The sequence below is a fragment of the Mesorhizobium sp. M1312 genome, from assembly GCF_040318115.1.
GTDB lineage: Bacteria > Pseudomonadota > Alphaproteobacteria > Rhizobiales > Rhizobiaceae > Mesorhizobium.
Genome location: NZ_JAMYLQ010000017.1, coordinates 48,189 through 72,720, shown reverse-complemented (window position 1 = coordinate 72,720; position 24,532 = coordinate 48,189). Strand labels below are relative to the sequence as shown.

Genomic DNA, 24,532 nt, shown 5'->3' with positions numbered 1-24,532 from the left:
CGGCAAGTGCATTGACACGCGCCTGGTAAAAGATAATGTCTTTTATCGTGAAAAAACAGTTTTGCGTCAATTGTTTTTTCGTGACAGCGCCGCGCGTAAATCCGGAAGCGCAGAGGATCAGCTAGTCCTGATGCTGGAAGGTGATTCCACTTTTTGAGGGCGTGCGCTAGGAACTTTTATATCATATCGCGCTTCAAGCTGGCCGCCGCAAGCGCCGGCGCGCAACGGGGCAGGGATGTCTAAGAGCAACAACGTCTACAAGGACGCCTACAATCGCGGTCTGCGGCTGCTCGACGAAACGAAAAGCCTGCCGTCGGAGCCAGAATTGGGTGCGCTGCTCGGCGTCAGCCGCACGACGATCCGCTCCATCCTTACGCGTATGGAAGAGACGGGGCTGATCGCCTGGAACAAGCGCAGCAAGACGGTTTTGCGCGTGCCGCGACAGGACGATTTTTTCCCCGAGGAAGAGACCGACACGCTGTCGCAGATCATCGAGCGCTCCTTCATGCGGCGGCTGCTTGCCGGCGGCGCCGAGCCCGGCATGCAGATCAACGAGCTCGAGCTGGCGCGCGAGATCGGCGTCGGCACCACCAGCGTGCGCGAGTTCCTGATCCGTTTTTCCCGCTTCGGGCTGATCGAGAAACGCCGCAACAGCCATTGGGTTCTGAAAGGTTTTACCCGCGCTTTCGCGCTGGAATTGACCGAAATCCGCGAGATGTTCGAGCTGCGCTCAGCCGCCGCCTTTGCCGCCCTGCCGGAAGACAGTCCGGTCTGGGCCGACCTCGACCTGCTGGAAGACGAGCATCGCCTGCTGGCGCGCGAGATCGCCACGCGCTTCAACGAATTCTCGGAGCTCGACGAGCGCTTTCACCGGCTGATCCACCGCGCGTCGCACAATCGCTTCATCGTCGATTTCTACGACGTCATCGCCATGATTTTCCACTACCACTACCAGTGGAACAAGGCGCAGGAGCGCGAGCGCAACGCAGTGGCGGTCGCGGAACACCTGGCCTATATCGCCGCGCTCAAATCGCGCGATCTCGGCAAGGTCGACGTCGCCTGCCGCAAGCATCTGAAGTCGGCGCGCAATACGCTGCTGACATCGATACCGGAAGGCCAGCAGCCGCAACGGGCTTAAAGCGCGTCGCGCCTGAACATTGCGACGCGCTTTAAGTTCTTGTTCTTGTGCATGTCGTTCTCCCAAAACCGCTGCGCACTTTTGGGCGACATGCATTGATCGCGCCGCGTTGCCGCAGCAGTGATTTGGCGATTTTCCGCCTGCTGAGCCCGTGCTAGATATCTGGCCGTTGCTGCGTGGAGAGGCAGGTCTTTGAATATCCGGCGGAGACGATGGAGCATGCCGGCCGCGTTCGCCGCGGCCTATTTGCTCGTGCTCCAGTCGATGCTTGGCGCATTCGCCTTCGGCTTAAGCCCGAATGCTTCGCAACTCGACGCATTCGGCAATGTCATCTGCACTCAGGAGGGCGCCGCCCAGCTTCCAGGCGGCGATCCGCAGCAGCACATGCCGGCTTGCTGCATGCTTGGTTGCGGCGTGGCCTCGGCTGCCTATGCGCCGCCGCCCGCTGCCGGCACGGTGTCCGGCAATTTTTCCATCGAAACCGTCGCTTTTGTGCTGCCGGCGTTCAGGCATCTCGACTTTGCCCGCGACCGCTCTCCGTCGAATCCGCGCGCGCCGCCGGTGACGGCCTGATCCGTTCCAGTTCGCCTTGCGGAAACCTTTCGCGAGCGCATTCATTCAACATCGAAACTGTTCGCGACCGACCGACGGCGCGATTTATCGGTTCTTGGAGCTATCATGTCTCACTCTTTCCGCACGCGGTTCGGCCGCAACAGCCGCTTCCTGCGCAGTTTCGAGGAGCGACTCGGCATCACCGTGTTCCTCCTCGCCCTCCTGTTCGTCAGCGCCCAGGCCGTTTTCGCGCATGAGTTCAGGGTTGGCGACCTCGAGATCGGGCATCCCTGGTCGCGCGCCACGCCGCCCGGCGCCAAAGTGGCCGGCGGCTATTTCACCGTCACCAATACCGGCAGTTCGCCGGATCGGCTGCTGTCGATTTCCTCGGAAATTTCGACCAAGGCCGAACTGCATGAGATGGGCGTGAGCGATGGCGTCATGACCATGCGGCCGGTCACCGGCGGCCTTGAAATTCCGGCCGGCAGCAAGGTCGCGCTGGCACCCGGCGGCTATCATCTGATGTTCGTCGGGCTGAAACGGCAACCGAAGCAAGGCGAGACGTTTCCAGCAACGCTGACCTTCGAGAAAGCCGGCAGCGTCACTGTCGACTTCGCCGTGGAAGGCATCGGCGGAACGGACGGCATGGACAATCACGCCAACTGACCAAACCAGATCCGCACAACTCGAGATTTTGAGGGACCATCATGAACAGTTATCTTTCGTTGGTCGGTGCTTTTGTCGTCTTCGGGGCAAGCGCGGCCTTTGCCCACGTCACGCTCGAAACGCAGGAGGCGGCGGTCGGTTCGACCTACAAGGCCGTCCTGCGCGTGCCGCATGGCTGTGAGGGCAAGGCAACGACCGCCGTGCGCGTGCAGATCCCGGAAGGGGTGATTTCGGTGAAGCCGATGCCCAAGCCGGGTTGGACGCTGCAGGTCAAGAAAGGCAGATACGAAAAATCCTACCAGCTCCACGGTGAGGCGGTGACATCAGGCGCTAGGGAAATCGACTGGAGCGGCGGCAGCCTGCCGGACGAATTCTACGATGAATTCGTCTTCCGCGGGACACTGGCGGCGGAGCTGCCGGCCGGCCAAACGCTCTATTTCCCGGTGGTGCAGGAATGCGACGGTGCTGCCGAACGCTGGATCGAGATTCCGGCCGTCGGCCAGGATGAGGATGCGCTGGAATATCCCGCGCCTGGCCTCAAGCTGCTGCCGAAGAAGTGATCCTTACGCGGCGGGCTCTATCCGAAAGCGCGCCGCTGTCTTTGTGGCGGTGACATGAGCGCGGCATCCATCCTGCGAACGGTCTGCACAACCGGCCGGCTTGCTATCGGTCTGCTGGCTGCGATCGTGCTGCTTGCCGCCATTGCGGCGCCAAATCAGGCCTTTGCCCACGCAGCGCTGGTCACAACCGAGCCCGCGGACGGCGCCGTGCTGGCGCAGAGCCCCGCGCAATTCTCGCTGACCTTCAGCGAGCCGGTGTCGCCGCTGGTGCTGACCCTGGTGCGGCCTGATGGAACGCCGGTTTCGCTGATCTCTTTTCGGCTCAACGGCCAGACGGTCGAGATCGATCATCCGCAAACGCTCGAATCCGGCACGCATGTGCTGAGCTGGCGGGTGATTTCCGCCGATGGCCATCCGGTCGGCGGCTCGGTGCTGTATTCCATTGGCGCGCCGAGTGCTGCGCCGGCCGTCTCCGAAGCTGTCGACCGGGGTCTGAGGTCGGCGATCTGGATCGGCAAGGTCTTTCTCTATGTCGGCCTCTTTCTCGGCGTCGGCGGCGCCTTTGCCATCGCCTGGCTGGCGAAGGGCGGGCGTTCCGGCCAGCGCTTCGTCATCGCCGCAATCCTGTGCGGCCTTGTCGCGGCGCCGTTGTCGCTCGGCTTCCAGGGACTGGACGCACTCGGTGCACCGCTCACCCGGCTGGCGCAGCCTGGCATCTGGCGGGCCGGGCTCGGCACAAGCTTCGGCTGGACGTTGCTGGTCGCGCTGGTGGCGCTCGGGCTTGGCCTGCTGTCGCTGGTCGGGCCGCGCGGCGGCGCAAAACTGTTTGCCCTTGCTGGCTTGGCAGGTATCGGTGCCGCCCTTGCCGCCAGCGGGCATGCAAGTGCTGCCGAACCGCAATGGCTGACAAGGCCGATGATGTTTCTGCACGGTGCCGGCATCGCCTTCTGGGCAGGGGCGCTGACGCCGCTCGGTCTCGCCATGAGGCGGAAACCGGTCGAGGCAGTGCCTTTCCTGCGCCGGTTTTCCCAAGCGATCCTGCCTGTCGTGGCCGTGCTCGCGACCACCGGCATCGTGCTGGCTATCGTCCAGGTGCAGGCGCCCGCAGCTTTGCTCGAGACCGCCTATGGCCGGCTGCTGCTGATCAAGCTGGCGCTGCTGTTCTTTCTGTTCACGCTCGCCGTCATCAATCGCTGGAAGCTGACCGGTCCGGCCGAAGCGGGAGAGACCGAAGTCCAGAGGAGATTGTTCCGCTCGATCGGCATTGAAATGCTGATCGTTCTGGCGATCTTCGGCGTTGCCGCCGGCTGGCGCTTCACGCCGCCGCCACGCGCCCTGGCGATCGCAGCAGCGCAGCCGGCATCGGTGCATATCCACACGCCGAAGGCTATGGCCGACCTCAGCATCACGCCCGGCCGTGTTGGGCCGGTTGCCGCCTCGATCGTCATCATGACCGGGGATTTCGGCCCGCTCGACGCTGAACAAGTGACGCTGGTGCTGTCAAAACCCGACTCCGGCATCGAGCCGATCAAGCGCGAGGCGACAAAGCCAGGCGACGGCACCTGGCGCGTCGACGATCTCGTCGTCCCGGTTCCCGGCCGATGGACGGCACGGCTCGATATTCTCGTCTCGGATTTCGAGATCGTGAAGATAGAGGCGCCGATCGACATCAGGCCGTGAGGACAAGCTGGCGGTCGGCAACACAATTCGGCGAGGCGGTTGACGCGGCCCTGAAGGCCCGTCAATCATCACGCCAAGGATGTTCATCGCCGCAAACTCGCGGCCTCAGCAAAAAGATCCGAAAGCAGGGAAGAAACGATGGAAAAAGCCGAAATCGGCCTGATCGGCCTTGGCACGATGGGCTCCAACCTGGCGCTCAACATCGCCGAGAAGGGCCACCGCATAGCCGTCTTCAACCGCACCGCCGCACGCACCGACGCCTTTGTCGAGAATGCCGGTGGGCTGAAGAACATGGTCGTGCCCTGCTACAGCCTGGAGGAACTCGCCGCCGCCATCCGGCCGCCGCGTCCGATCATCATCATGGTGCTGGCCGGCAAGCCGGTCGATGAGCAGATCGCGGCACTGCGCAGCGTGTTGTCGGCCAACGACATCGTCATCGATGCCGGCAACGCCAATTTCCGCGACACCATGCGGCGCTTCTCCGAGCTTTCTGGTTCGGGGCTCACCTTCATCGGCATGGGCGTGTCCGGCGGCGAGGAGGGCGCGCGCCATGGACCGTCGATCATGGTCGGCGGCACCGAAGAGTCCTGGAAACGCGTTGAAAAGGTGCTGACCGCCATTTCGGCCAAGTTCAGGGATGAGCCCTGTGCGGCATGGCTTGGCACCGATGGCGCGGGGCATTTCGTCAAGACCATCCATAACGGCATCGAATATGCCGACATGCAGATGATCGCCGAGATCTACGGCATCTTGCGCGACGGCTTAGGCATGGGGCCGAAGGAGATCGCACAGGTGTTTGCCGGCTGGAACAAGGGCCGGCTCAACTCCTATCTGATCGAGATCACCGCCAAGGTGCTGGCCGCCGACGATCCGAAGACCGGCAAGCCGGTGGTCGACATCATCCTCGACCGCGCCGGCCAGAAGGGCACCGGCAAATGGTCGGTCATCGAGGCGCAGCAGCTCGGCATTCCGGCCACGGCGATCGAGGCGGCGGTGGCGGCGCGCGTCTTGTCGTCGATCAAGGACGAGCGCCTGGCCGCCCAAAAGGCCTATGGCAATGGCGGCGTGACCAGGATTTCCGGAGACAAGGACGCGCTTCTTAGCGATCTCGAACTGGCGCTGTTCGCCGGCAAGATATCAGCCTATGCGCAAGGCTTCGCGGTGATGAGCGGCGCGTCGAAGGAATTCAACTGGAACCTGCCGATGCCGACCATTGCCAAGATCTGGCGGGCCGGCTGCATCATCCGCTCCCAATTGCTGGACACGATGGCGGAAGCCTTCGGCAAGGGCGGCGCGGCCACCAATCTTTTGATGGCGCCGGCCTTCATCGCGATGATGCAGGAGGCGCATCCATCGCTTCGGCGCATCGTGGCAAGGGCGTCGGAGGCTGGCTTGCCCGTGCCGGCGCTGTCGTCCGCGCTGGCCTATTTCGACAGCTACCGCCAGGGACGCGGCACCTCGAACCTGATCCAGGCGCAGCGCGACTTCTTCGGGGCGCACGGCTTCGAGCGCATCGACGGGTCGGGTGCATTCCATGGCCCGTGGGGGAGTGGCGGGGTAGCGCCTGATATCGGCCGTTGAGGTGACCGTTGCTACTGCCTGAAAGCAGACATTGTTGCAACCATTCTGGACGTCGCGGTTGCGGCATAACCGGTGATTCCCGCCACCACTCAACATCGGACGTTCGCGCGAAAACTGGAGCCGGAGTCTCAAGCGGTCGATACGTTGGGATTCAGTTCGCCGCGCCGACCCGCTTCCGCTTCCGACGTTCCAGCAGGTTCGTCAGCCAATCCGGATCCATCTCCGGCACGGAGGAAAGAAGCAGTTCGGTATAGGGAGCATGCGGCGGCGTCAGGACTTCGGTTTTGAGCCCCTGTTCGACGACTTTGCCGCGATGCATGACTACGATTTCGTCGGCGATAGCCCGCACCGTCGCGATGTCGTGCGTGATGAAGATGTAGCTGACCCCGAATTCTTGTTGGAGCCGCATGAGGAGCTTCAGGATCTCCTCTTGCACGATCTGATCGAGGGCCGAGGTCACTTCGTCGCAGATGATGAGATCCGGATTAGCGGCGATCGCTCGCGCGATGCATATGCGCTGTTTTTGGCCGCCGGAGAGTTCTCCTGGCAGCCGATCGAGGAAGCTTTCATCCATTTCGATCATATGCAGCAGTTCGTTGACCCGCCGGTCACGAGCCGCACCCTTGAGTCCGAGATAGAATTCTAGCGGGCGTGCGATCACCTCCTCGACGGTCTGGCGCGGATTAAGCGCATTGTCCGGCATCTGATAGATCATCTGAATGCGGCGCAGAACGTCTTTGGACCGCTCCTTCAGCGTGCTTGGCAGACGATGCCCCGCAAATGAGATCGAACCCGACATGGGCGGAAGGAGGCCGGTGACGACGCGGGCGAGTGTTGATTTACCAGAGCCGGATTCACCGACTACCGCTATCGTCCGTCCACGCGGCACCTTGATGGATACATCCTGCAGCACCTTGACAGTCCCGCCATAGGCGGCGGTGATGTTGTCGATCGTGAGCAGGTAATCCTCCGCCGGTACTTCGGGCTTGGCTAATTTTCTGACCGCCCAGAGCGTCCTCGTATAGTCTTCGGCCGGCGCCGCAAGCATGTGGCGTGTTTCGGCCTCCTCCACAGTGCGGCCATGGCGCAGAACCATGATCCGGTCCGCCATCTGCGCAACCACCGCAAGGTCATGGGTCACATATATCGCGGCGGTGTTGAATTCTTGGACAATCTTGCGGATCGAGGCGAGGACCTCGACCTGTGTAGTCACGTCGAGCGCTGTCGTCGGCTCGTCGAAGATGATCAGGTCGGGCCGGCAGGCCATGGCCATCGCCGTCATTGCCCGCTGCAACTGCCCTCCGGAGACCTGGTGGGGATAGCGGAAGCCGATGGTGTCCGGATCCGGCAGGTGGAGACGCCGATAAAGTTCGATGGCATCCCGATTCGCTGCCTCGCGACTGGCTATCCCGTGCGCCACGACCGTTTCGACGGTCTGATCGAGGAGCCGGTGGGCGGGGTTGAAGGATGCGGCCGCGCTTTGCGCGACATAGGCGATGCGCGAGCCTCGGAGCCGCCGCCGTGCGGTTTCGGTCATGGCGAGAAGGTCGATCCCGTCGAACTGGATGGATCCTTGCGTGATCCGGCAGCCTGGCTTGGCATATCCCATCGCGGCAAGCCCGATGGTGGACTTTCCGGCGCCGGATTCCCCTATGAGGCCGAGAACCTCACCGCGCTTTAGCGAGAGATCCACACCACGAACGATCGGATGCCAGCGCTCGTCGGAAAACCCTTCGACATGAAGGTTGCGAATACTGAGGAGCTTCGTTCCCTTTTCGCGTTGGCCAGAATTCCTATTTTTCATCGCGCAACCCGCTTGTCGCGTGCAAGAACCAGTCGACAACGAAATTAACCGAGACCGTGAGAAGGGCAATCGCGCCTGCCGGCAAGAGCGGAGTGATGTCGCCATAGGTGATGAGGGTCGCGTTTTCCCGCACCATCGAGCCCCAGTCCGCAGTCGGCGGCTGGATGCCGACGCCGAGGAAGGAGAGCGCGGCGATGGTTAGGAAAACGAAACAGAAGCGCAGGCCGAATTCCGCGATCAGTGGCGGCAGCACGTTGGGCAGGATCTCCTTGGTCAGAATCCATCTCGGCCCTTCGCCACGCAGTTGCGCCGCTTCGACATATTCCATGACGGCAACATTCAGCCCGACCGCGCGCGCCAGCCGGAAAACACGGGTCGAATCGAGCAGGGCGATGATGAGGATCAGGCTGGTGACAGACGAACCGAAGATGGATAGCAACATCAGCGCGAAGATGAGGCTCGGGATCGACATCAGCACGTCTACCGCGCGCGACAGAATCTGGTCGAGCCACCCCCGGTACATCGCGGCCAGCAAACCGAGCGTGACGCCGACCGCGAAGGACAGAAGCGTAGTCGCGAAGGCGATGCCGATCGTATTGCGCGCGCCATAGATCAGCCGGGTGAGCACGTCGCGACCGAGTTGGTCGGTCCCGACGATGAACTCCTGGCTCCAAGGCGCGAAAGCCTCGGTGAAAACCTGCGTCTCTCCGTAAGGCGCTATCCAGGGCGCTAGCAGCGCGACGAAGACATAGCCAAGAATGACCACGATGCCGAACCAGGCGCTGAATGGAGCCTTTTTGAGTGCGGTTTTTACCCGGGAGGCGCGCGTGCGCCTCTGTCTCGGAACAGCCACGACATGTTCGGTGCTGGTCATCGCGGGTGCAAAAGCCTCGGATTGGTGGCGATGGAAATGATGTCGGCGGTCAAGTTGAGCAGGATGTAGGTTGCCGCGAAGATTAGGGCGCAGGCTTGCACGACCGGAACATCCCTGGACTTCACCGCATCGACCATCAATTGGCCGATGCCGGGATAGACGAACACCACCTCCACCACGACCACGCCGACGATGAGATAAGCGAGGTTGAACGCAATCACCGTGACGATAGGCGCCCAGGCATTGGGCAGCGCGTGTCTGAGAACGATTGCCATCGGCGACATTCCCTTGAGCCGCGCCATGTCGATATAGGGGCTTGCCAGCATGTTGATAATCGCCGCGCGCGTCATACGCATCATATGGGCAACAATCACCAGCGTGAGGGTGATGGACGGCAGCGCTGCGCGCCAGACATGCTCCCAGAACGGCGTTTGGTCGCTGATATTCGCCAGTGTCGGAAATTTTGGAACCAGGTTCAGGACCCAGTTGATCGAGGCTGCGAGCCACTCGGGTAGAGATTGTGCGAACTCGGTTCCGATGAACGTGTCGCGCGATATGATGAGATAGGCCAGCATATAGGCGACGAAGAATTCGGGGAATGAAATCGTCGTCAGCGTCACCGTGTTCACCACACGGTCGAACCAGCTGTTGCGGTAGAGAGCGGCGAGAATGCCGAGTCCCAGCGCGAGTGGAACCGCTATAAGGGCGGTCATCACGGCGAGGAACATCGTGTTGTAGAGCCGGGGCGCAATGATCTCGGCGACCGTGCGCCGATAGCCGGTGCGGCTTGCGAAGGAAGAGCCGAAATCCCCCTGCATGATCTGTCCGACCCAGGCGAAATAGCGCTCAACCGGCGGACGATCGATGCCGATTTCGCGCTGGAATGCGGCGACCGTCTCGGGCGTCGCGGATTGCCCGAGCATCGCCTTGGCGAAATCGCCCGGAAGCATGGCAATCGCCGAAAAGATGATGATGGTGACGATGAACAGCGTGATCAGACCGAGGCCCAGGCGCTGCAGAACCGTCCTAACGACCGGATTCATGGGCGGTGCCTTCGAGCCTTTCCCTGAAAAGAGCGAACCGCCCGCGCCGCGGGCGGTTCGCTTGGCGAACCTCATGCGTTGGCTACCCACCAGCGCTCGGCCATCTTCAGTCCGTCATTCTCCCAGTTCGGCGCCAGCTCGCCATGCGCCAGTTTCTTGGACTTGGCGCTGACAAAATTGTTGAAGACCAGGACGATGGCGCCGCCGTCATCATGCGTCAACTGCTGCATTTCGGCATACATCGCGGAGCGCTTGGCCTCGTCGGTCTCCGCGCGTGCCTGGGTCAGCAGTTCGTTGAAGCGGGGATTTTTCCAGAACGTCTCGTTCCAGCTGGAATCCGCCGAGTAGGCCTGCGTGAACATCCAGTCGGCCGTTGCACGACCGCTCCAATAGGAGGCGCACCATGGTTTCTTGAGCCAGACATTGTCCCAATAGGCGTCCTCCGCCTCGCGCACCACATTGACATCGATGCCGCATTGGGCCGCCGTCTCGCGGATGAGGGCGGCTGCGTCCACGGCGCCGGCGAAAGCGGCGTCGGCGACGGAAAGGTCGACCTTGAGATTTTCCATTCCCGCTTTTTTCAGATGAAAGCGCGCCTTTTCCGGATCGAACTTGTGCTGCGGCTGCGGATTGATGGCGAACTTGATCGCTGGGGCGATCGGGTTGTCATTTCCGACGGTGGCATGCCCAAGGAAAATCTTCTGCGCGATCTCCTCGCGATCGATCGCCCATTTCAATGCCATGCGCACATCGGGGTTGTCGAATGGCGCCACTGTCACGTTCATCGGCAGCGTGTAGTGGCCGTATCCGGTGACCTCGAGGATCTCGATATTCGGCTTGCGCTTCAGCATACCGAGCGTTTTCAGGTCGGCGCGGCCGATATAATCCACCTCGCCGGTTGACAGCGCGGCCATACGCGCGGCGAGGTCGGTGATGGCGATAAACTCCACCTCGTCAAAATAGGGTTTGCCATTCTTGAAGTAGTTGGGATTGCGCTTGAGCTTGGCCGAGACGCCTGGCTGAAAGTTCTCAAGCACGAAGGCACCAGTCCGGACGCCCGATTCCCAGTCCGCCTTTCCGTCCCTGGCAGGCATGACGACAAGATGATAGTCGCTCATGATGTAGGGAAAGTCGGCATTGCCGCTTTTTAGCGTGAAAACAATCGTTTCCGGACCGTCCGCCTTGATGTTGGTCACCGATTCGAGCAGTGACTTCGCCGCCGATTTGGTGTCGGCTCCCATGTGGTACTGCATCGAAGCGACCACGTCGTCCGCTGTCACGGTCTTGCCGTTGTGGAAGGTCGCACCTTTGCGCAGCTTGAAGACCCATGTTGTCGCGTCGTCCGTGGTCTCAAAGCTCTCGGCAAGGTCCGGCTGGATGCTGCCTTTTGCGTCCACCTCGGTCAGGCTGTTGGACATGGCGCCCGAGAAGGCGGTTTGCGTGAATGTATCGGGATAGCCGGCCGGATCGATTGAATCCGTCGTCGCGCCATGTGCCATGCCGAGCTTGGCGAAGCCGCCCCGCTGCGGTTCAGCCCGCGCCACGCTCACGAAGAGCATATCGGCGGAGGCGACCGTCAGGCCTGCCGCCAGCCCTAGATGGATGAAATCACGGCGGGAAACCTTGCCGCGGCCGATCAGATTTTGCGCCAAGCGCAGTTTGTATTCAGATTCTGACACTGCTTCCTCCCATTGCGGATTTCCCGCATTCTTGTTGTTGGCATTTACCGAGCAGATCTGGCGGATTCAGCCGATTTGCCTCCTTTCGGTTTTTCCGCGGTTCGACGCAAATCTTACGCCGTTACATAGATTTCACCAGCTTCTACCGTGACCGGGAATGTTCGGGCACGTACGCCCGGATCGACCAAGGCTGCACCGGTTTTTATGTCGAATTCCCAGCCGTGCCAGGCGCAGCGCACGATCTCGTTCTCGCGGTGATAGATGAATTGCGCTTGGTCGACCGGCGCCGTGGTTCCGCATTGCGGTCCCTCGCAAAGCGGAGCGCCGCGGTGCGGACAAACGTTCAGCAAGGCATGGAATGAATCTCCGATGCGGAATACCCCGACTGAAAGGCTGCGGATTTTGGCGATGTAGGGAGTTCCGGTCTCGATTTCGTCGACCCGGCAAATGTATGTCTTCTCAGCCATTGTCTGCTCCCGTCAGGCGGCATTAGCCGCTTGCGTGCGGGGAATGCGTTTATAGACCTCGAGCGCATTCAATCCCATGATCTTGCTCCTCCAGGCGGGCGGGATGTGCAGCGTGTTGGCATCGTCATAATCCCAATGCGGGTAGTCGGAGGCAAACATCAACGTGTTCTCGCCGTCCATCGCTTCGAGAGTGGACCAGAGATGCTGTATATTCGCGGGCTGCTCCAGCGGCTGCGTGGAAAAGCGGATATTGCGCCGGCAATACTCAGAGGGCAGCATCTTCAGCCACGGCGTTTCCTTGCGCAGCGCTCTGTAGTCTGCGTCCAGACGCCACAATACCGACGGAACCCAGGCCACACCGCACTCTATGATCACGAAATACAGATCCGGCCATTTTTCGAAAACGCCATGCGCGATCATGCTTGCCACATGCGACAAGGCCGACATGTGAAGAATAGCGTGCGTCTCCCAGAAGAAGGTCGTGGGAGCCGGTGCCACCGCGTTCCAGTTGATGCCGCCATGGCCGCCCAGGTGGATCGCGAATGGCAGCCCGACTTCGGCGCAAGCCTCGAAAATGGGATGGTAGAACGGATCGCCGTAGGGTTTGACCGAGCCTTGGGAGGCCAAAACCTGTACCATACGGGGATGGTTGCCGAGGCGGCGGATCTCGGCTGCTGCGAGCTTCGGATCCTGCGGCGCGATGATGATGGAGCCCATAAAGCGACTGTCTTTGGGAAGCCATTCGGCGATTTGGTAGTCGTTATAGGCGCTGACCAGCGCACTGGCGTAATAGGGATTTGCCAGCGTGGAGGCTTCGATCGGCTCGTCGCCAGTGAGGATAGCGGCCCCGATATTGTATTTGTCGAGGTGCTTTTCTTTCATGATGAGATAGTTGTCGGCCTCCGTCTCGGGCCTGACGTCCTTCCGCGAGAAGTCCTGCGGGTGAAACCACGGACGGTGCCCGTGCGGGAAGGCGCCTCTCGGACCAGTTTTCTCGCCTTCTGTGAACATGTCTTTCCAGACGCCGGAAAGATAGGGCTCGAGCACCGTCGCGCTCGACCAGTAATTGTGACAATCGCAATCGACTATGAACACCCTATCCAACTCCCTGGCGCGGCAGGCCGGCTAACCCAGCCGGCTTCTTCAACCGCAGCTTCCGCCTTGGGAATTATTTGATCAAGCTTGTGATCTGGGGTAATACGATCGGATTTTTCGATTGCGAGGCGACATGCAGCTGGATCACATCGAGACCTTCCTCGACATCATGGAGTCACGAAATTTCAACCGTACGGCCGATCGTCTTGGGGTTACGCAGTCGACGGTCAGCACCCGCATCAGGAACCTGGAGCAGGCCATCGGTTCGGAGCTCTTCTTGAGGGGACGCGCCGGCGCCGAACCGACCGCGGCGGGGCGACGTTTCGAAGCCTATGCGCGATCCATGCTCTCGACATGGTCTCAGGCCCGCCATGACGTTCGGGCATTCAACCGGTTCGAGGGCACCTTGCGCGTCGCTGCGCAGGTCGGAATGACGCGCTCGATATTACCGGGTTGGGTGGAAACTCTGTTCCAGGTGCTGCCGAAATCGTCAATTCACGTAGAGTCCGACTACTCGCCGCAGATGATTTCCGATTTGAGCTTGGGAAACCTCGATATTGCTGTGGTCTACGCGCCCCGATACCTCCCTGAAATCTCCTACGATCCCCTCATGGTTGAAGAATATGTGATGGTGTCAGCGACGGCCAGGATCCTGTCGGAGGTCAACCCGGATACGTATATCCGGCCGGGCTACACGGTCGCGCTTGAAAAAGCCCACGCCGAGGCGCTGCCGCAATTGGCGATAGGCCGTCTTTCGATGGGCTCGGAAGCGCTCGCCGAAGCGATGCTGCGGCGCATGGGTGGCACTTGCTACATGCGCAATGACGACGCTCGGCGGTATACCGCCGAGCGGCCGTCTTTTGTGGTCGAGGGTGCGCCCGCGCTTCAGCAGCCGGTTCACACCGCTATTTTGGCGCGCCGCAAGCACGAGCCGATCATCCGTAGAGGGATTCGCGCGCTCCATCTGGCCGTTATGTCCATGGAAAGTTAGATCGAAATACCCGATTGAAAAGCCGACATCTACCGCTTTTTTGAAAGTATCCCGGCTGCCATTCTGGTCGGGTTAAGCAAAGTCAAATCATGAACGCGCACGCTCCCTTTTCGACCACCGATTTCGTGCCGGCGATGCGTCAACGGCAATGGGCGGAGAGCTCAAGACAGTTCGTGCGCTGCCGGCGCGTCATCGATGAGACGCACGACGTTAAGACATTCGTCTTCTCAGCCGCTTCTGGCCACATGTTCAGCTTCAGTGCAGGCCAGTATTTAGTCCTGCACCTGACGATCGGCGGCACCCGGGTAACGAGATCGTACTCGGTGTCGTCGCCGCCGACGCGACCGCTCGACCTGCAGATCACGGTGAAGCGGGTGAAGGGCGGGCTTGTTTCCAACTGGCTTCACGACAATCTCCGGCCGGGCCACGACATTGAAATCGAAGGGCCGGTCGGACGTTTCAACTTCGACGATCTACCATGCGAGAAGCCGCTTTTCCTTTCGGGCGGCAGCGGCATCACTCCCGTTATATCGATGCTGCGGGCGCTAACCGACCGGGCATCTGGCCATGACATCCGTTTCATTCACTGCGCTCGGACGGCGGACGACATCGCCTTCCGCTCCGAGTTGGAGGCGCTGGCCGCGCGATTCTCCAATGTCGATGTTAGCTTCATCTGCAGCCAGGAAGGTTCGGCGTGGCAGGGCCCAATCGGTCGCATCGACGGCCCCATGCTCTTGCGGCTGGCTCCAGACCTTCACCAGCGCACGTCTTACGTTTGCGGCCCCGAGCCGTTTATGCAGACGGTTCGGGCCTGTGTCGCGGGGATCGGCATCGCACCCTCCCAGTATCACGAGGAAAGTTTCGGCGGCGCTGTGGGCAATTCCATGCCTCCGCAATCGGGCGCTGGCGTTGCGCGCGTCCGCTTCGCCCGGACCGGCGTAGAGCATCTTTGTGCGCCCGAAGAGACCCTGCTCGATGCGGCGCGCAATTGCGGGCTCCACATTCCCACCGCATGCCAGCAGGGTATTTGCGGAACTTGCCGGACGGTCAAGCTGTCGGGTGAAGTCGCGATGGACGACCTTGGAGGACTCAACCTTGAAGAGAAGGCGGCTGGTTATGTGCTGGCTTGCTGCAGCCGGCCGCAAAGCACCGTTTGCCTCGATCTCTGACCTCATTGCGGACTGATGGCAAAGCCCGGCGCTGCGGGCATGCCGGTGGCTCACATGATTGGATAAACGGCGCGTGCACTCATGAGTCGATTCCGGCAACCTGCGCTTGGCTGTTGGATCCTGTCGGCTGTCGGGCGGCATCGCTAAGACAAATAGATGGAGCCCAGTTCAATTTGAACGTATCCGCTCTAGTCGGGACGGCGATAGGCCAGAACCTCGGTCGGCATGCTCAGGCTCTGCAAGGAGCCAGGTGCTGCGCCGCCGATCCAACCCAGCACCGAGCGGGCGAGCTCCGCGCCGGCCAGCCGGAAGTTCTCGTTGACCACCAGCAATTCCCTCCGGAACAGGTGCAGCAGGTCCGACGACTGCTTGGATACCACGTCGACCTCCCGGCCGAGCTTGAGGCCGGCGTCCTCGATGCCGGCGACGATGGCGAGGGTGGCTGCAGCGGCACTGCTGACGAAACCGTCGGGCCTGACGTCGCGGCGCATCAGCTGCGCGGTCCTCATCCTGATCTGCTCGATCGAATGGTCGATCGAAACGGTGTTGAACGGGATCTCGCTGGCGCCGACCTCGCTCAGCGCATCGGTGAAGCCGTTCAGCGTATGACTGTGGTAGGTCAGCTCGACTGGAGGCCCCAGCAGAGCCAGCCTGCGGCGGCCGAGGCCGGCCAGATGGCGTACAGCCTCGGTCGCGAACGCGTAATTGTCGAAATCATGATAGGGATGGATCAGCCCCATATCGGTGCGGCCGTGCGTGGCAAAGGGGATACCGCGCTCCAGCATGTAACGGGCCCTGGGGTCATTCGGCTGAGTGCGCGAAATGATGACGCCGTCGGCGGAGCCGGTCTCCACCAAATAGCGTATCGGGTCCAGGGGATCCTGCGAGCGTGAATAGGGTGTGACGATCAGGTGATAGGGCGTGTCGGCGATGACTTCCGAGACGCCGTAGATGATGTCCGAGACAAAGCTCATGATCTCGCGCTCGGTATTGAGCACGAGGCTGATGACGTTCGTCTTGCCGGTCCGCAGGCGCACACCGGCACGGTTGGGGCGGTAACCGATCTGCTTGGCGACGAGCTGGACGCGCCGTCTTGTTTCGGCGCCGATCTCGGGCGCGTCCTTCAGCGCCCGCGATACGGTGGTGACGCCCAGCCCGGTCATAAAGGCAAGCGTCTTCAACGTCGGCCGGCCCTGTGCCGACGCCTCATCGTCCTTTTCCGTCTGATGTCTGTCCATTCATCCCGCCCGTCAGGCGCATAGCAGTTGCCGTGCAGACCGGCAATCCGCGGATCGCGGCTCGCCCGCGACTCCGCCCTGATGAGCACTCTATATACTGAAACGTTACAGATTGTCACTTGCCATCGCGGCAGCGGTTGGTGGCAGGGTCTTTGCGCGGAGCGACGCTCTATTCGAGCGCAAGGTCGCTGGACGTCGGCAGGGCGTGCTCGCGCAACCAGATTCGCCGAACTTGAATGCATTGCAGCGTCATTTTTGCAATGCAACCTAATCTGCTGCGATGCAGCAGACAGGTTGCATGAGCGAATTTGTTCGCATCCTCACAAAATATTGAGCCGCTTCCTATTCAGGGGTTGCACGCCCCACGCAATTGCCGTATCGAAAATCTGTAACGTTTCAGATTCTGGGAGGAGCCGAAATGCGATACCAATTCATGACCGCTGCATTGGCCGTGACAACCGCACTGCCATTCGCCGGCCCGGCGGCAGCGACGGATCTGGAAGTCACCCATTGGTGGACTTCGGGTGGCGAGGCGGCGGCGGTCGCCGAGTTCGCCAAGGCGTTCGACGCGACAGGTAATCATTGGGTCGACGGCGCTATCGCCGGTTCCGGTGGCACGGCGCGGCCGATCATGATCAGCCGCATCACTGGCGGCGACCCCATGGGCGCCACCCAGTTCAACCACGGAAGGCAAGCGGAAGAATTGGTGCAGGCCGGTCTGATGCGCGACTTGACCGAGCTCGCCACCAGGGACAAGTGGGCGGAAATCGTACAGCCGAAGAGCCTGCTCGACGGCTGTACCCTCGACGGCAAGATCTATTGCGTGCCGGTCAACATTCACTCCTGGCAGTGGCTGTGGCTGTCGAACGCAGCCTTCGAAAAGGCAGGTGTGCCGGTGCCGAAGAATTGGAATGAATATGTTGCAGCCGCGCCTGCGCTGGAGAAGGCAGGCATCATACCGCTCGCGGTCGGCGGGCAGCCCTGGCAATCCTCGGGCGCCTTCGATGTGCTGCTTACGGCGGTCGGCGGCACGGACACTTTCTTGAAGGTCTATCGCGACAAGGACGCAGAATTCGCCGCCGGTCCGGAGGTCGCCAAGGTGTTCAAGGCCGCGGACGATGCCCGCAAGATGGCGAAGAACACCAATGTGCAGGACTGGAACCAGGCCACCAATCTCGTCATCGCCGGCAAGGCCGGCGGCCAGATCATGGGGGACTGGGCGCAGGGCGAGTTCCAGGTTGCCGGCCTGACCGCCGGCAAGGACTATACGTGTCTTCCCGGCCTTGGCCTGAACGAGGTCATCGCGACCGGCGGCGACGCCTTCTACTTCCCGCTGCTGCAGGACGCTGAAAAGTCCAAGGCGCAGGAAGCGCTGGCCGAAGCACTGCTCGATCCCAAGACGCAGGTCGCCTTCAACCTCAAGAAGGGGTCACTGCCGGTGCGCGGCGATATCGACCTCAAGGCGGCGAACGACTGCATGAAGAAAGGGCTCGATATCCTGGCCAAGGGCAGCGTCATGCCCTGGACGGACCAACTGCTGTCGCAGGACACCCAAAAGCAGAAGGAGGACCTTTTCTCCGAGTTCTTCGCTAAGCCGGACATGACTGTGGAAGAGGCGCAAAAGCGCTTCGCCGACATCGTCGCCTCGGCGGACTGACGATCGACGAACCGCTCGCTCCCGGCCCGCGACCGCGGGGCCGGGAGCTCCGGGTCAAGGTCTTGACCCGCCCGCCCTTACCCGATCCAGCCCGGCTGTGCAGATGAGCAAGAGCGAACGTCCCAACCAACTCTTCCGCAACCTTAACGCCAAGGTCGCCTCTATTCCGATGGTCCTCACCGCCCTGGTGATCTTCGTCGGCGGCAGCGCGTGGACGGTGCTCTATTCCTTCACCAATTCGAAGCTGCTGCCGCGGCTGAACTTCGTCGGGCTCGATCAGTATTATCGGTTGTGGTCGACGCCGCGTTGGCTGGTCTCGATTGAGAACCTCCTGGTCTACGGCGTGATGTCGCTGGTGTTCTCTCTCGTCATCGGGTTCATACTGGCGGCGCTGCTCGACCAGAAGATCCGCTTCGAGGACACGTTCCGCACCATCTTCCTCTATCCCTTCGCGCTCTCCTTCATCGTCACCGGTCTTGTCTGGCAATGGCTGCTCAATCCGGAGTTCGGGATCCAGGGGGTGGTGCGCGGCCTCGGCTGGGAAAGCTTCAGCTTCGATCCGCTCTACAATTCCGACATCGTCATCTATGGCATCCTGATTGCCGCGCTCTGGCAAGGCACCGGGCTCATCATGTGCCTGATGCTGGCGGGCCTGCGCGGCATCGATGAGGATATCTGGAAAGCCGCGCGGGTCGATGGGATACCCACCCTGAAGACCTATCTGTTCATCATCATCCCGATGATGCGCCCGGTCTTCATCACCGCGCTCGTCATCATCGCCGCCGGCATCGTCAAGGTCTATGACCTGGTTGTCGCCCAGACCAGCGGCGGTCCCGGCATCGCCTCCGAAGTGCCGGCCAAATATGTCTATGACTACATGTTTTTCGCCCAGAATCTCGGCCAGGGCTTCGCCGCCTCGACCATGATGCTGCTGTCGGTGGTGGTCGTCATCGTGCCGTGGGCTTACCTCGAATTCGGAGGCAAGAAGCGTGTCTGACCATGCCGTTTCCCTGCCTGCCGGTATGGGCTCTATCGGGCTTGAGGCATCCGGGCCGCGCGGGCCGAAGCCGCGGCATGTGTTCTCGCGCCGCAACATCTTCCTCTATGGCACGCTCATCGTTGTGGCGCTCTATTATCTGCTGCCGCTCTATGTGATGGTGGTGACGTCGCTCAAGGGCATGCCGGAGATACGCCTCGGCAACATCTTCTCGCCGCCGCTCGAGATCACCTTTGAGCCTTGGGTGAAGGCCTGGTCCAGCGCCTGCACCGGCCTAAACTGCGACGGGCTCTCGCGCGGCTTCTGGAATTCGGTGCGCATCACCGTTCCGTCGGTGATCCTGTCGATCGCCATCGCTTCGGTGAACGGCTACGCGCTGGCCAACTGGCGCTTCAAGGGAGCCGATACTTTCTTCGTCATCCTGATCGTCGGCGCCTTCATCCCCTATCAGGTGATGATCTATCCGATCGTCATCATCCTGCGCGAAATCGGCCTCTACGGCAGCTTAAGCGGCCTGGTGATCGTCCATTCCATCTTCGGCATGCCGATCCTGACACTGTTGTTCCGCAACTACTTCTCTTCCATGCCGGAGGAACTGTTCCGGGCGGCGCGCGTCGACGGCGCCGGCTTCTGGGGCATCTATTTCCGCATCATGCTGCCGATGTCGCTGCCGATCTTCGTCGTCGCCATCATCCTGCAGGTGACCGGCATCTGGAACGACTTCCTGTTCGGCGTCGTCTACACCCGCCCCGACACCTATCCGATGACGGTGCAGCTCAACAACATCGTCAACTCGGTGCAAGGCGTGAAGGAATACAACGTCAACATGGCCGCCACCATCCTGACCGGCCTGGTACCGCTCGTCGTCTACTTCGTTTCCGGCAAGCTTTTCGTGCGTGGCATCGCCGCCGGCGCGGTGAAAGGATGATGATGACAAGACTGGAAAATCCCAGCGTTTCAATCCAGGACCTGTCGCTGAATTTCGGCGCAGTGTCGGTGCTGGAGACGCTCAACATCGATGTCGCCGAGGGCGAGTTCATCGTGCTGCTCGGTCCGTCCGGCTGCGGCAAGTCGACTTTGCTCAACTGCATCGCCGGCCTGCTCGACGTTTCAGACGGCCGCATCTTCATCAAGGGCAAGAACGTCACCTGGGAGGAACCCAAGGACCGTGGCATCGGCATGGTGTTCCAGTCCTATGCCCTCTATCCGCAGATGACGGTGGAGAAGAACCTGTCTTTCGGGCTGCGCGTCGCCGGCATTCCCAGGGACGAGATCGCCAAGCGCATTGCGCGGGCCGCCGAGATCCTGCAGATCGAGCCACTGCTGCAACGCAAGCCATCGGCGCTTTCGGGCGGCCAGCGCCAGCGTGTCGCCATCGGGCGGGCGCTGGTGCGCGACGTCGACGTCTTCCTCTTCGATGAGCCGCTTTCCAATCTCGACGCTAAGCTGCGTGCGGAGCTGCGTGTCGAAATCAAACTGCTGCACAGCAAGCTGCAGAACACCATGATCTATGTCACCCACGACCAGATCGAGGCGATGACGCTGGCCGACCGCATCGCGGTGATGAAGGGCGGCGTGATCCAGCAGCTCGACGCACCGCAGACGATCTACAATCGCCCGGTCAATCGTTTCGTCGCCGGCTTCCTCGGCTCGCCGGCGATGAACTTTCTCGACGGCCGGCTGGAGAACGACAATGGCAACTGGCACTTCGCCGCCGAGGATGTGCGGATCTCTCTTGCCACCTATGCTTTCGAAAAGGAGCCGGTGCCGGGAGCGGCCGTGTTCGGTATCCGGCCCGAGCATGTCGCGTTCAACAGCGGCGCTGGATGGCCGTTCACAGCCACGGCAAATGTCGTGGTGGTCGAGCCCATGGGTTCCGACACGCTGGTCTGGCTGAAGCTCGGAAATCAGAATTTCACCGTGCGGGTGACATCTGAGCGCACGCCAAACAATGCCGACGCGGTGAGCATCGGTTTTGACCCGATGCGCGCTTCGCTGTTCGACGCCGCAACCGGCAACCGCTTGTAACTCCCCAAACCTCATTCCCAAGAATTTCACCTCAAGCCCCTCCATCCCCCAGACAACGGACAGAGACGATGAATTGGTCATTCCAACTTTACAGCGCCCGCCATTTCCAACCTTGGGCAGGGGTGCTCAAGATGCTGGGCGAGCTCGGCTATGCGCAGGTCGAAGGGTTCGGCGGCGTCTATGACGACCCCAGGGCATTTCGCGCCGAACTCGACAAGAACGGGCTAGCCATGCCGACCGGCCATTTCTCGATCGACGCGCTCGAGAATGATTTCGACGGCGTGCGCAAAATCGCCGACGCACTCGGCATCACTCTGCTCATCTGCCCCTATCTGGTCGCCGAGAGCAGGCCGACCGACGTGGCCGGCTGGCGCGGCTTCGGCGCACGCCTGGCCAAGGTCGGCGAGACGGCTGAGAAAGCCGGCTACGGCTTTGCCTGGCACAATCATGACTTCGAGTTCAAGAAGCTTGCCGACAGCTCGGTGCCGCAAGACCACATCCTGGCGGCAGCGCCCGACATCGGCTGGGAGATGGACGTAGCCTGGGTGGTGCGCGGCGGCGACGATCCGCTGCCCTGGATCGAGAAATATGGCAAACGCATCGCCGCCGTCCATGTCAAGGACATCGCCAAGCCGGGTGAGGGTCTCGACGAGGACGGCTGGTCGGATGTCGGCCACGGCACGATCGACTGGGCCGGCCTGATCCAGGCTCTGCGCGCCGAGAGCGCCGCCAAATACTACGTCATGGAACAGGACAACCCAAACGATATCGAGCGCTTCGCCCGCCGCTCGATCGCAGCCGCCAAGACCTATTAGGAGCAAACCAGCATGGCAAGAAAACTTGGGATCGGCGTTATTGGCTGCGGTAACATCTCGAAAGCGTATTTTTCATTGGCGCCGCTGTTTCGCGGCATCGAGATGCGCGCCTGCGCCGATATCAACATGGATGCGGCCAAGGCGCGGGCCAAGGAGTTCAAGCTGCGCGCCGAGACAGTCGAAGGGCTGCTCAAGGCCGGCGACATCGATATCATCGTCAACCTCACCATTCCGGCGGTGCACTACGAGGTGTCGAAACAGATCCTCGATGCTGGCAAGCACGTTTATTCGGAAAAGCCGTTCGTGCTGTCGGTCAAGGAAGGGCTCGACCTGAAGAAGCTGGCGGAGAGAGACGGACTGCGCATCGGCTCGGCGCCGGACACTTTCCTCGGTGGCGCGCACCAGCTTGTCCGCAACCTGATCGACACTGGCAAGCTCGGCAAGATCACCAGCGGCACATGCCATGTGATGAGCCATGGGATGGAGCATTGGCACCCCAATCCGGACTTCTTCTTCCAGCCTGGCGCTGGTCCGGTGCTCGATATCGGACCCTATTACATCACCAACTTGATCCAGCTGATCGGGCCGGTGAAGCAGGTGGCGGCCTTCGCTTCGATCCCGAAGACAGAACGCACGATCTCGTCCAAGCCTCGCGCGGGCGAAAAAATCCTGGTCGCCACGCCGACGACGATCCACGGCGTGATGGAGTTCGAGAATGGCGCCGTGGTGACGCTCAACACCAGCTGGGACGTGTGGAGCCATGGCCACGCGCCGATGGAACTCTACGGCGAGTTGGGCACGGTGTTTTTGCCGGATCCGAACTTCTTCGGGGGCGACGTTCTCTTCACCGACGCCGCCAAGCCAGTCAAGAAGCTGCCGAAATGGAAGCACCCGTTCGGCGTGGCCAACCAGATGCATTCGCACGGCATGATGGCCAACTACCGCACCGCCGGTCTTGCCGACACGGCGCTGGCGATTGCGGAAGGCCGGCCGCATCGCTGTTCGATGGAATTGGCGCTGCATGCCGTCGATGTGATGACCGGGATGTTGCGGTCGGGCGCGAGCGGAAAGTTCGTTGCTATGCAGACCACCTGCGAACGACCTGCGGCACTAGGCGTCAAGGATGCGGAAGCGCTTTTGGCGAAGAAGAAAGGGCTCTTGGCGAAGAAGAAGTAGGGTAAGCGCTTCAGTAATTGCGACACGTGCTGTTTACCGTTGACCCCCTCCCCATAGAAACGGGGAGAGGCTAAGGGTGAGGGGCAGAGCCGACTCACCCTTTTTTCGCGGTGGCCAGCTGCCGGGCTCGCTTTTAATTTCAGGATCTCCCATGCCCTATGTGCCCGCCGAAAACCGCTACGAGAAAATGGTCTACAATCGCTGCGGGCGATCAGGCCTGAAATTGCCGGCGATCTCGCTCGGGCTCTGGCACAATTTCGGTGACGACACGCCGCATCGGACCAAGCAGGCGATCGCGCGCAAGGCCTTCGATCTCGGCATCACGCATTTCGACCTCGCCAACAATTATGGCCCGCCGCCCGGTTCGGCGGAAACAGCTTTTGGCGAAATCCTGCGGACCGATTTCTCCTCCTATCGCGACGAGTTGATCGTCTCGACCAAAGCCGGCTATGAGATGTGGGCCGGACCTTATGGCGAATGGGGCGGGCGCAAATATGTGCTGGCCAGCCTCGACCAGAGCCTGAAGCGGATGGGTCTCGACTATGTCGACATCTTTTATTCGCACCGCTTCGATCCTGATACTCCGCTTGAAGAAACGATGGGTGCGCTCGATCACGCGGTGCGCTCGGGCAAGGCGCTTTATGCCGGCATCTCCTCCTACAGTTCGCAGCGCACGCGCGAGGCCGCCGACATATTGAAGCAGCTCGGCACGCCTTGCGTCATCCATCAGCCGAGCTATTCGATGCTCAACCGCTGGGTCGAGGACGATGGTTTGCTCGACACGCTGGAGGGGCTCGGCGTCGGCTCGATCGTGTTCACGCCGCTGGCGCAAGGCATGCTGACCGACAAATATTTAGGCGGCATCCCGCAGGGCAGCCGCGCCAGCCAAGGCAAGTCGCTGAAGGCGGCCTTCATCAACGACAGGACGATCGCCAACATCAAGGCGCTGAACGCGATTGCCGGCCGACGCGGGCAGACGCTGGCGCAGATGGCGCTAGCCTGGGTGCTGCGCAAGGGCAGGGTGACCTCGGCGCTGATCGGCGCCAGCCGGCCGGAACAGGTCGAGGATTGCGTCGGCGCGCTGAAGGCGCTCGACTTCAGCGATGCCGAGCTTGCCGAGATCGACACCTACGCGCGCGAAGCCGACATCAACCTGTGGGCCGCCTCCGCCGAGCGCAAGGGTCCGCCACGCAAGTGACTCAGGGCAATCACTTCAGGTTGACATCGAAAAATTGGTCTGAAGCGATTGCATGAACTGCTCCCGCTGGTTTCATTTACGCGGCCGCCAATGCCTCGGAGTTGGCCGGCTTCTGGGTCGTGCC

General features: G+C 61.4%; 22 protein-coding genes. 15 read left to right on the top strand and 7 right to left on the bottom strand.

Annotated features, from left to right (window positions below; translation table 11 throughout):
* Positions 1 to 235: 235 nt before the first annotated feature.
* The 6 genes from NKH36_RS19965 to gnd all read left to right on the top strand — a co-directional run bounded on the left by NKH36_RS19965 (position 236) and on the right by gnd (position 6,177).
* On the top strand, positions 236 to 1,138 hold the full coding sequence (locus NKH36_RS19965; RefSeq protein WP_352963989.1) for a GntR family transcriptional regulator: 903 nt from the start codon (positions 236 to 238) through the stop codon (positions 1,136 to 1,138).
* A 219-nt stretch (positions 1,139 to 1,357) separates the two neighbouring features.
* The gene (locus NKH36_RS19960; RefSeq protein WP_352961520.1) at positions 1,358 to 1,711 is read left to right on the top strand and encodes a DUF2946 family protein; all 354 of its coding nucleotides are present in this window, start codon (positions 1,358 to 1,360) and stop codon (positions 1,709 to 1,711) included.
* A 105-nt stretch (positions 1,712 to 1,816) separates the two neighbouring features.
* Complete coding sequence (locus NKH36_RS19955) at positions 1,817 to 2,356, top strand: copper chaperone PCu(A)C (RefSeq protein ID WP_352961522.1); 540 nt, start codon at positions 1,817 to 1,819, stop codon at positions 2,354 to 2,356.
* Positions 2,357 to 2,397: 41 nt separating this feature from the next.
* Positions 2,398 to 2,916 (top strand): YcnI family copper-binding membrane protein, encoded by a 519-nt coding sequence (locus tag NKH36_RS19950; RefSeq protein ID WP_352961525.1) that lies wholly within the window; start codon positions 2,398 to 2,400, stop codon positions 2,914 to 2,916.
* A gap of 54 nt (positions 2,917 to 2,970) precedes the next feature.
* Positions 2,971 to 4,596 carry a copper resistance CopC/CopD family protein gene (locus NKH36_RS19945; protein WP_352961528.1) on the top strand — a complete coding sequence of 542 codons (1,626 nt, stop codon included), beginning with the start codon at positions 2,971 to 2,973 and terminating at the stop codon, positions 4,594 to 4,596.
* Positions 4,597 to 4,734: 138 nt separating this feature from the next.
* On the top strand, positions 4,735 to 6,177 hold the full coding sequence (gene gnd, locus NKH36_RS19940; protein WP_352961531.1) for an NADP-dependent phosphogluconate dehydrogenase: 1,443 nt from the start codon (positions 4,735 to 4,737) through the stop codon (positions 6,175 to 6,177).
* Positions 6,178 to 6,328: 151 nt separating this feature from the next.
* Here gnd and NKH36_RS19935 read toward each other — a convergent pair whose 3' ends face one another.
* The 6 genes from NKH36_RS19935 to NKH36_RS19910 all read right to left on the bottom strand — a co-directional run bounded on the left by NKH36_RS19935 (position 6,329) and on the right by NKH36_RS19910 (position 13,139).
* Complete coding sequence (locus NKH36_RS19935) at positions 6,329 to 7,981, bottom strand: ABC transporter ATP-binding protein (RefSeq protein WP_352961534.1); 1,653 nt, start codon at positions 7,979 to 7,981, stop codon at positions 6,329 to 6,331.
* The gene (locus tag NKH36_RS19930; protein WP_352961536.1) at positions 7,971 to 8,855 is read right to left on the bottom strand and encodes an ABC transporter permease; all 885 of its coding nucleotides are present in this window, start codon (positions 8,853 to 8,855) and stop codon (positions 7,971 to 7,973) included. Before NKH36_RS19930 ends, NKH36_RS19935 begins: the two co-directional genes overlap by 11 nt.
* Positions 8,852 to 9,898 (bottom strand): ABC transporter permease, encoded by a 1,047-nt coding sequence (locus tag NKH36_RS19925; protein WP_352961537.1) that lies wholly within the window; start codon positions 9,896 to 9,898, stop codon positions 8,852 to 8,854. The genes NKH36_RS19930 and NKH36_RS19925 overlap by 4 nt, the downstream gene beginning before the upstream one ends.
* A gap of 71 nt (positions 9,899 to 9,969) precedes the next feature.
* Positions 9,970 to 11,577 carry an ABC transporter substrate-binding protein gene (locus NKH36_RS19920; RefSeq protein WP_352961540.1) on the bottom strand — a complete coding sequence of 536 codons (1,608 nt, stop codon included), beginning with the start codon at positions 11,575 to 11,577 and terminating at the stop codon, positions 9,970 to 9,972.
* Positions 11,578 to 11,690: 113 nt separating this feature from the next.
* Positions 11,691 to 12,044: a Rieske (2Fe-2S) protein gene (locus NKH36_RS19915; protein WP_023797723.1), complete on the bottom strand. Its 354-nt coding sequence runs from the start codon at positions 12,042 to 12,044 to the stop codon at positions 11,691 to 11,693.
* 12 nt (positions 12,045 to 12,056) lie between these two features.
* Complete coding sequence (locus tag NKH36_RS19910) at positions 12,057 to 13,139, bottom strand: amidohydrolase family protein (protein ID WP_352961544.1); 1,083 nt, start codon at positions 13,137 to 13,139, stop codon at positions 12,057 to 12,059.
* Between the two features lie 133 nt (positions 13,140 to 13,272).
* Between NKH36_RS19910 and NKH36_RS19905 the strand changes: the two genes are divergently transcribed.
* Entirely contained in the window at positions 13,273 to 14,130 is an 858-nt protein-coding gene (locus NKH36_RS19905; RefSeq protein ID WP_352963982.1) for a LysR family transcriptional regulator, read from the top strand.
* Positions 14,131 to 14,219: 89 nt separating this feature from the next.
* Positions 14,220 to 15,299, top strand: a complete 1,080-nt coding sequence (locus NKH36_RS19900; RefSeq protein ID WP_352961549.1) for an FAD-binding oxidoreductase — start codon at positions 14,220 to 14,222, stop codon at positions 15,297 to 15,299.
* A 188-nt stretch (positions 15,300 to 15,487) separates the two neighbouring features.
* Here NKH36_RS19900 and NKH36_RS19895 read toward each other — a convergent pair whose 3' ends face one another.
* Positions 15,488 to 16,537 carry a LacI family transcriptional regulator gene (locus NKH36_RS19895; protein WP_352961551.1) on the bottom strand — a complete coding sequence of 350 codons (1,050 nt, stop codon included), beginning with the start codon at positions 16,535 to 16,537 and terminating at the stop codon, positions 15,488 to 15,490.
* 418 nt (positions 16,538 to 16,955) lie between these two features.
* Here NKH36_RS19895 and NKH36_RS19890 point away from each other — a divergent pair, with 418 nt between their 5' ends.
* From NKH36_RS19890 to mgrA, 7 genes are all read left to right on the top strand, one after another.
* Entirely contained in the window at positions 16,956 to 18,194 is a 1,239-nt protein-coding gene (locus tag NKH36_RS19890; protein ID WP_352961554.1) for an ABC transporter substrate-binding protein, read from the top strand.
* 103 nt (positions 18,195 to 18,297) lie between these two features.
* Positions 18,298 to 19,191, top strand: a complete 894-nt coding sequence (locus tag NKH36_RS19885; protein ID WP_352961557.1) for a carbohydrate ABC transporter permease — start codon at positions 18,298 to 18,300, stop codon at positions 19,189 to 19,191.
* Positions 19,192 to 19,216: 25 nt separating this feature from the next.
* The gene (locus NKH36_RS19880) at positions 19,217 to 20,119 is read left to right on the top strand and encodes a carbohydrate ABC transporter permease (protein WP_352961637.1); all 903 of its coding nucleotides are present in this window, start codon (positions 19,217 to 19,219) and stop codon (positions 20,117 to 20,119) included.
* A gap of 2 nt (positions 20,120 to 20,121) precedes the next feature.
* Positions 20,122 to 21,219: an ABC transporter ATP-binding protein gene (locus NKH36_RS19875; protein WP_352961640.1), complete on the top strand. Its 1,098-nt coding sequence runs from the start codon at positions 20,122 to 20,124 to the stop codon at positions 21,217 to 21,219.
* 68 nt (positions 21,220 to 21,287) lie between these two features.
* Entirely contained in the window at positions 21,288 to 22,034 is a 747-nt protein-coding gene (locus NKH36_RS19870) for a sugar phosphate isomerase/epimerase family protein (protein ID WP_352961560.1), read from the top strand.
* A 12-nt stretch (positions 22,035 to 22,046) separates the two neighbouring features.
* Positions 22,047 to 23,210, top strand: coding sequence for a Gfo/Idh/MocA family protein (locus tag NKH36_RS19865; RefSeq protein ID WP_352961563.1), 1,164 nt, complete (start codon positions 22,047 to 22,049; stop codon positions 23,208 to 23,210).
* Positions 23,211 to 23,361: 151 nt separating this feature from the next.
* Positions 23,362 to 24,408, top strand: coding sequence for an L-glyceraldehyde 3-phosphate reductase (gene mgrA / locus NKH36_RS19860; protein WP_352961566.1), 1,047 nt, complete (start codon positions 23,362 to 23,364; stop codon positions 24,406 to 24,408).
* The last annotated feature ends 124 nt before the right edge of the window (positions 24,409 to 24,532 follow it).

Bases quoted from the DNA above. Each gene is read 5' to 3' on its own strand.
- NKH36_RS19965 (WP_352963989.1), top strand. From the start codon at position 236: ATGTCTAAGAGCAACAACGTCTACAAGGACGCCTACAATCGCGGTCTG.
- NKH36_RS19960 (WP_352961520.1), top strand. From the start codon at position 1,358: ATGCCGGCCGCGTTCGCCGCGGCCTATTTGCTCGTGCTCCAGTCGATG.
- NKH36_RS19955 (WP_352961522.1), top strand. From the start codon at position 1,817: ATGTCTCACTCTTTCCGCACGCGGTTCGGCCGCAACAGCCGCTTCCTG.
- NKH36_RS19950 (WP_352961525.1), top strand. From the start codon at position 2,398: ATGAACAGTTATCTTTCGTTGGTCGGTGCTTTTGTCGTCTTCGGGGCA.
- NKH36_RS19945 (WP_352961528.1), top strand. From the start codon at position 2,971: ATGAGCGCGGCATCCATCCTGCGAACGGTCTGCACAACCGGCCGGCTT.
- gnd (WP_352961531.1), top strand. From the start codon at position 4,735: ATGGAAAAAGCCGAAATCGGCCTGATCGGCCTTGGCACGATGGGCTCC.
- NKH36_RS19935 (WP_352961534.1), bottom strand. From the start codon at position 7,981: ATGAAAAATAGGAATTCTGGCCAACGCGAAAAGGGAACGAAGCTCCTC.
- NKH36_RS19930 (WP_352961536.1), bottom strand. From the start codon at position 8,855: ATGACCAGCACCGAACATGTCGTGGCTGTTCCGAGACAGAGGCGCACG.
- NKH36_RS19925 (WP_352961537.1), bottom strand. From the start codon at position 9,898: ATGAATCCGGTCGTTAGGACGGTTCTGCAGCGCCTGGGCCTCGGTCTG.
- NKH36_RS19915 (WP_023797723.1), bottom strand. From the start codon at position 12,044: ATGGCTGAGAAGACATACATTTGCCGGGTCGACGAAATCGAGACCGGA.
- NKH36_RS19905 (WP_352963982.1), top strand. From the start codon at position 13,273: ATGCAGCTGGATCACATCGAGACCTTCCTCGACATCATGGAGTCACGA.
- NKH36_RS19900 (WP_352961549.1), top strand. From the start codon at position 14,220: ATGAACGCGCACGCTCCCTTTTCGACCACCGATTTCGTGCCGGCGATG.
- NKH36_RS19895 (WP_352961551.1), bottom strand. From the start codon at position 16,537: ATGGACAGACATCAGACGGAAAAGGACGATGAGGCGTCGGCACAGGGC.
- NKH36_RS19890 (WP_352961554.1), top strand. From the start codon at position 16,956: ATGCGATACCAATTCATGACCGCTGCATTGGCCGTGACAACCGCACTG.
- NKH36_RS19885 (WP_352961557.1), top strand. From the start codon at position 18,298: ATGAGCAAGAGCGAACGTCCCAACCAACTCTTCCGCAACCTTAACGCC.
- NKH36_RS19880 (WP_352961637.1), top strand. From the start codon at position 19,217: ATGGGCTCTATCGGGCTTGAGGCATCCGGGCCGCGCGGGCCGAAGCCG.
- NKH36_RS19875 (WP_352961640.1), top strand. From the start codon at position 20,122: ATGACAAGACTGGAAAATCCCAGCGTTTCAATCCAGGACCTGTCGCTG.
- NKH36_RS19870 (WP_352961560.1), top strand. From the start codon at position 21,288: ATGAATTGGTCATTCCAACTTTACAGCGCCCGCCATTTCCAACCTTGG.
- NKH36_RS19865 (WP_352961563.1), top strand. From the start codon at position 22,047: ATGGCAAGAAAACTTGGGATCGGCGTTATTGGCTGCGGTAACATCTCG.
- mgrA (WP_352961566.1), top strand. From the start codon at position 23,362: ATGCCCTATGTGCCCGCCGAAAACCGCTACGAGAAAATGGTCTACAAT.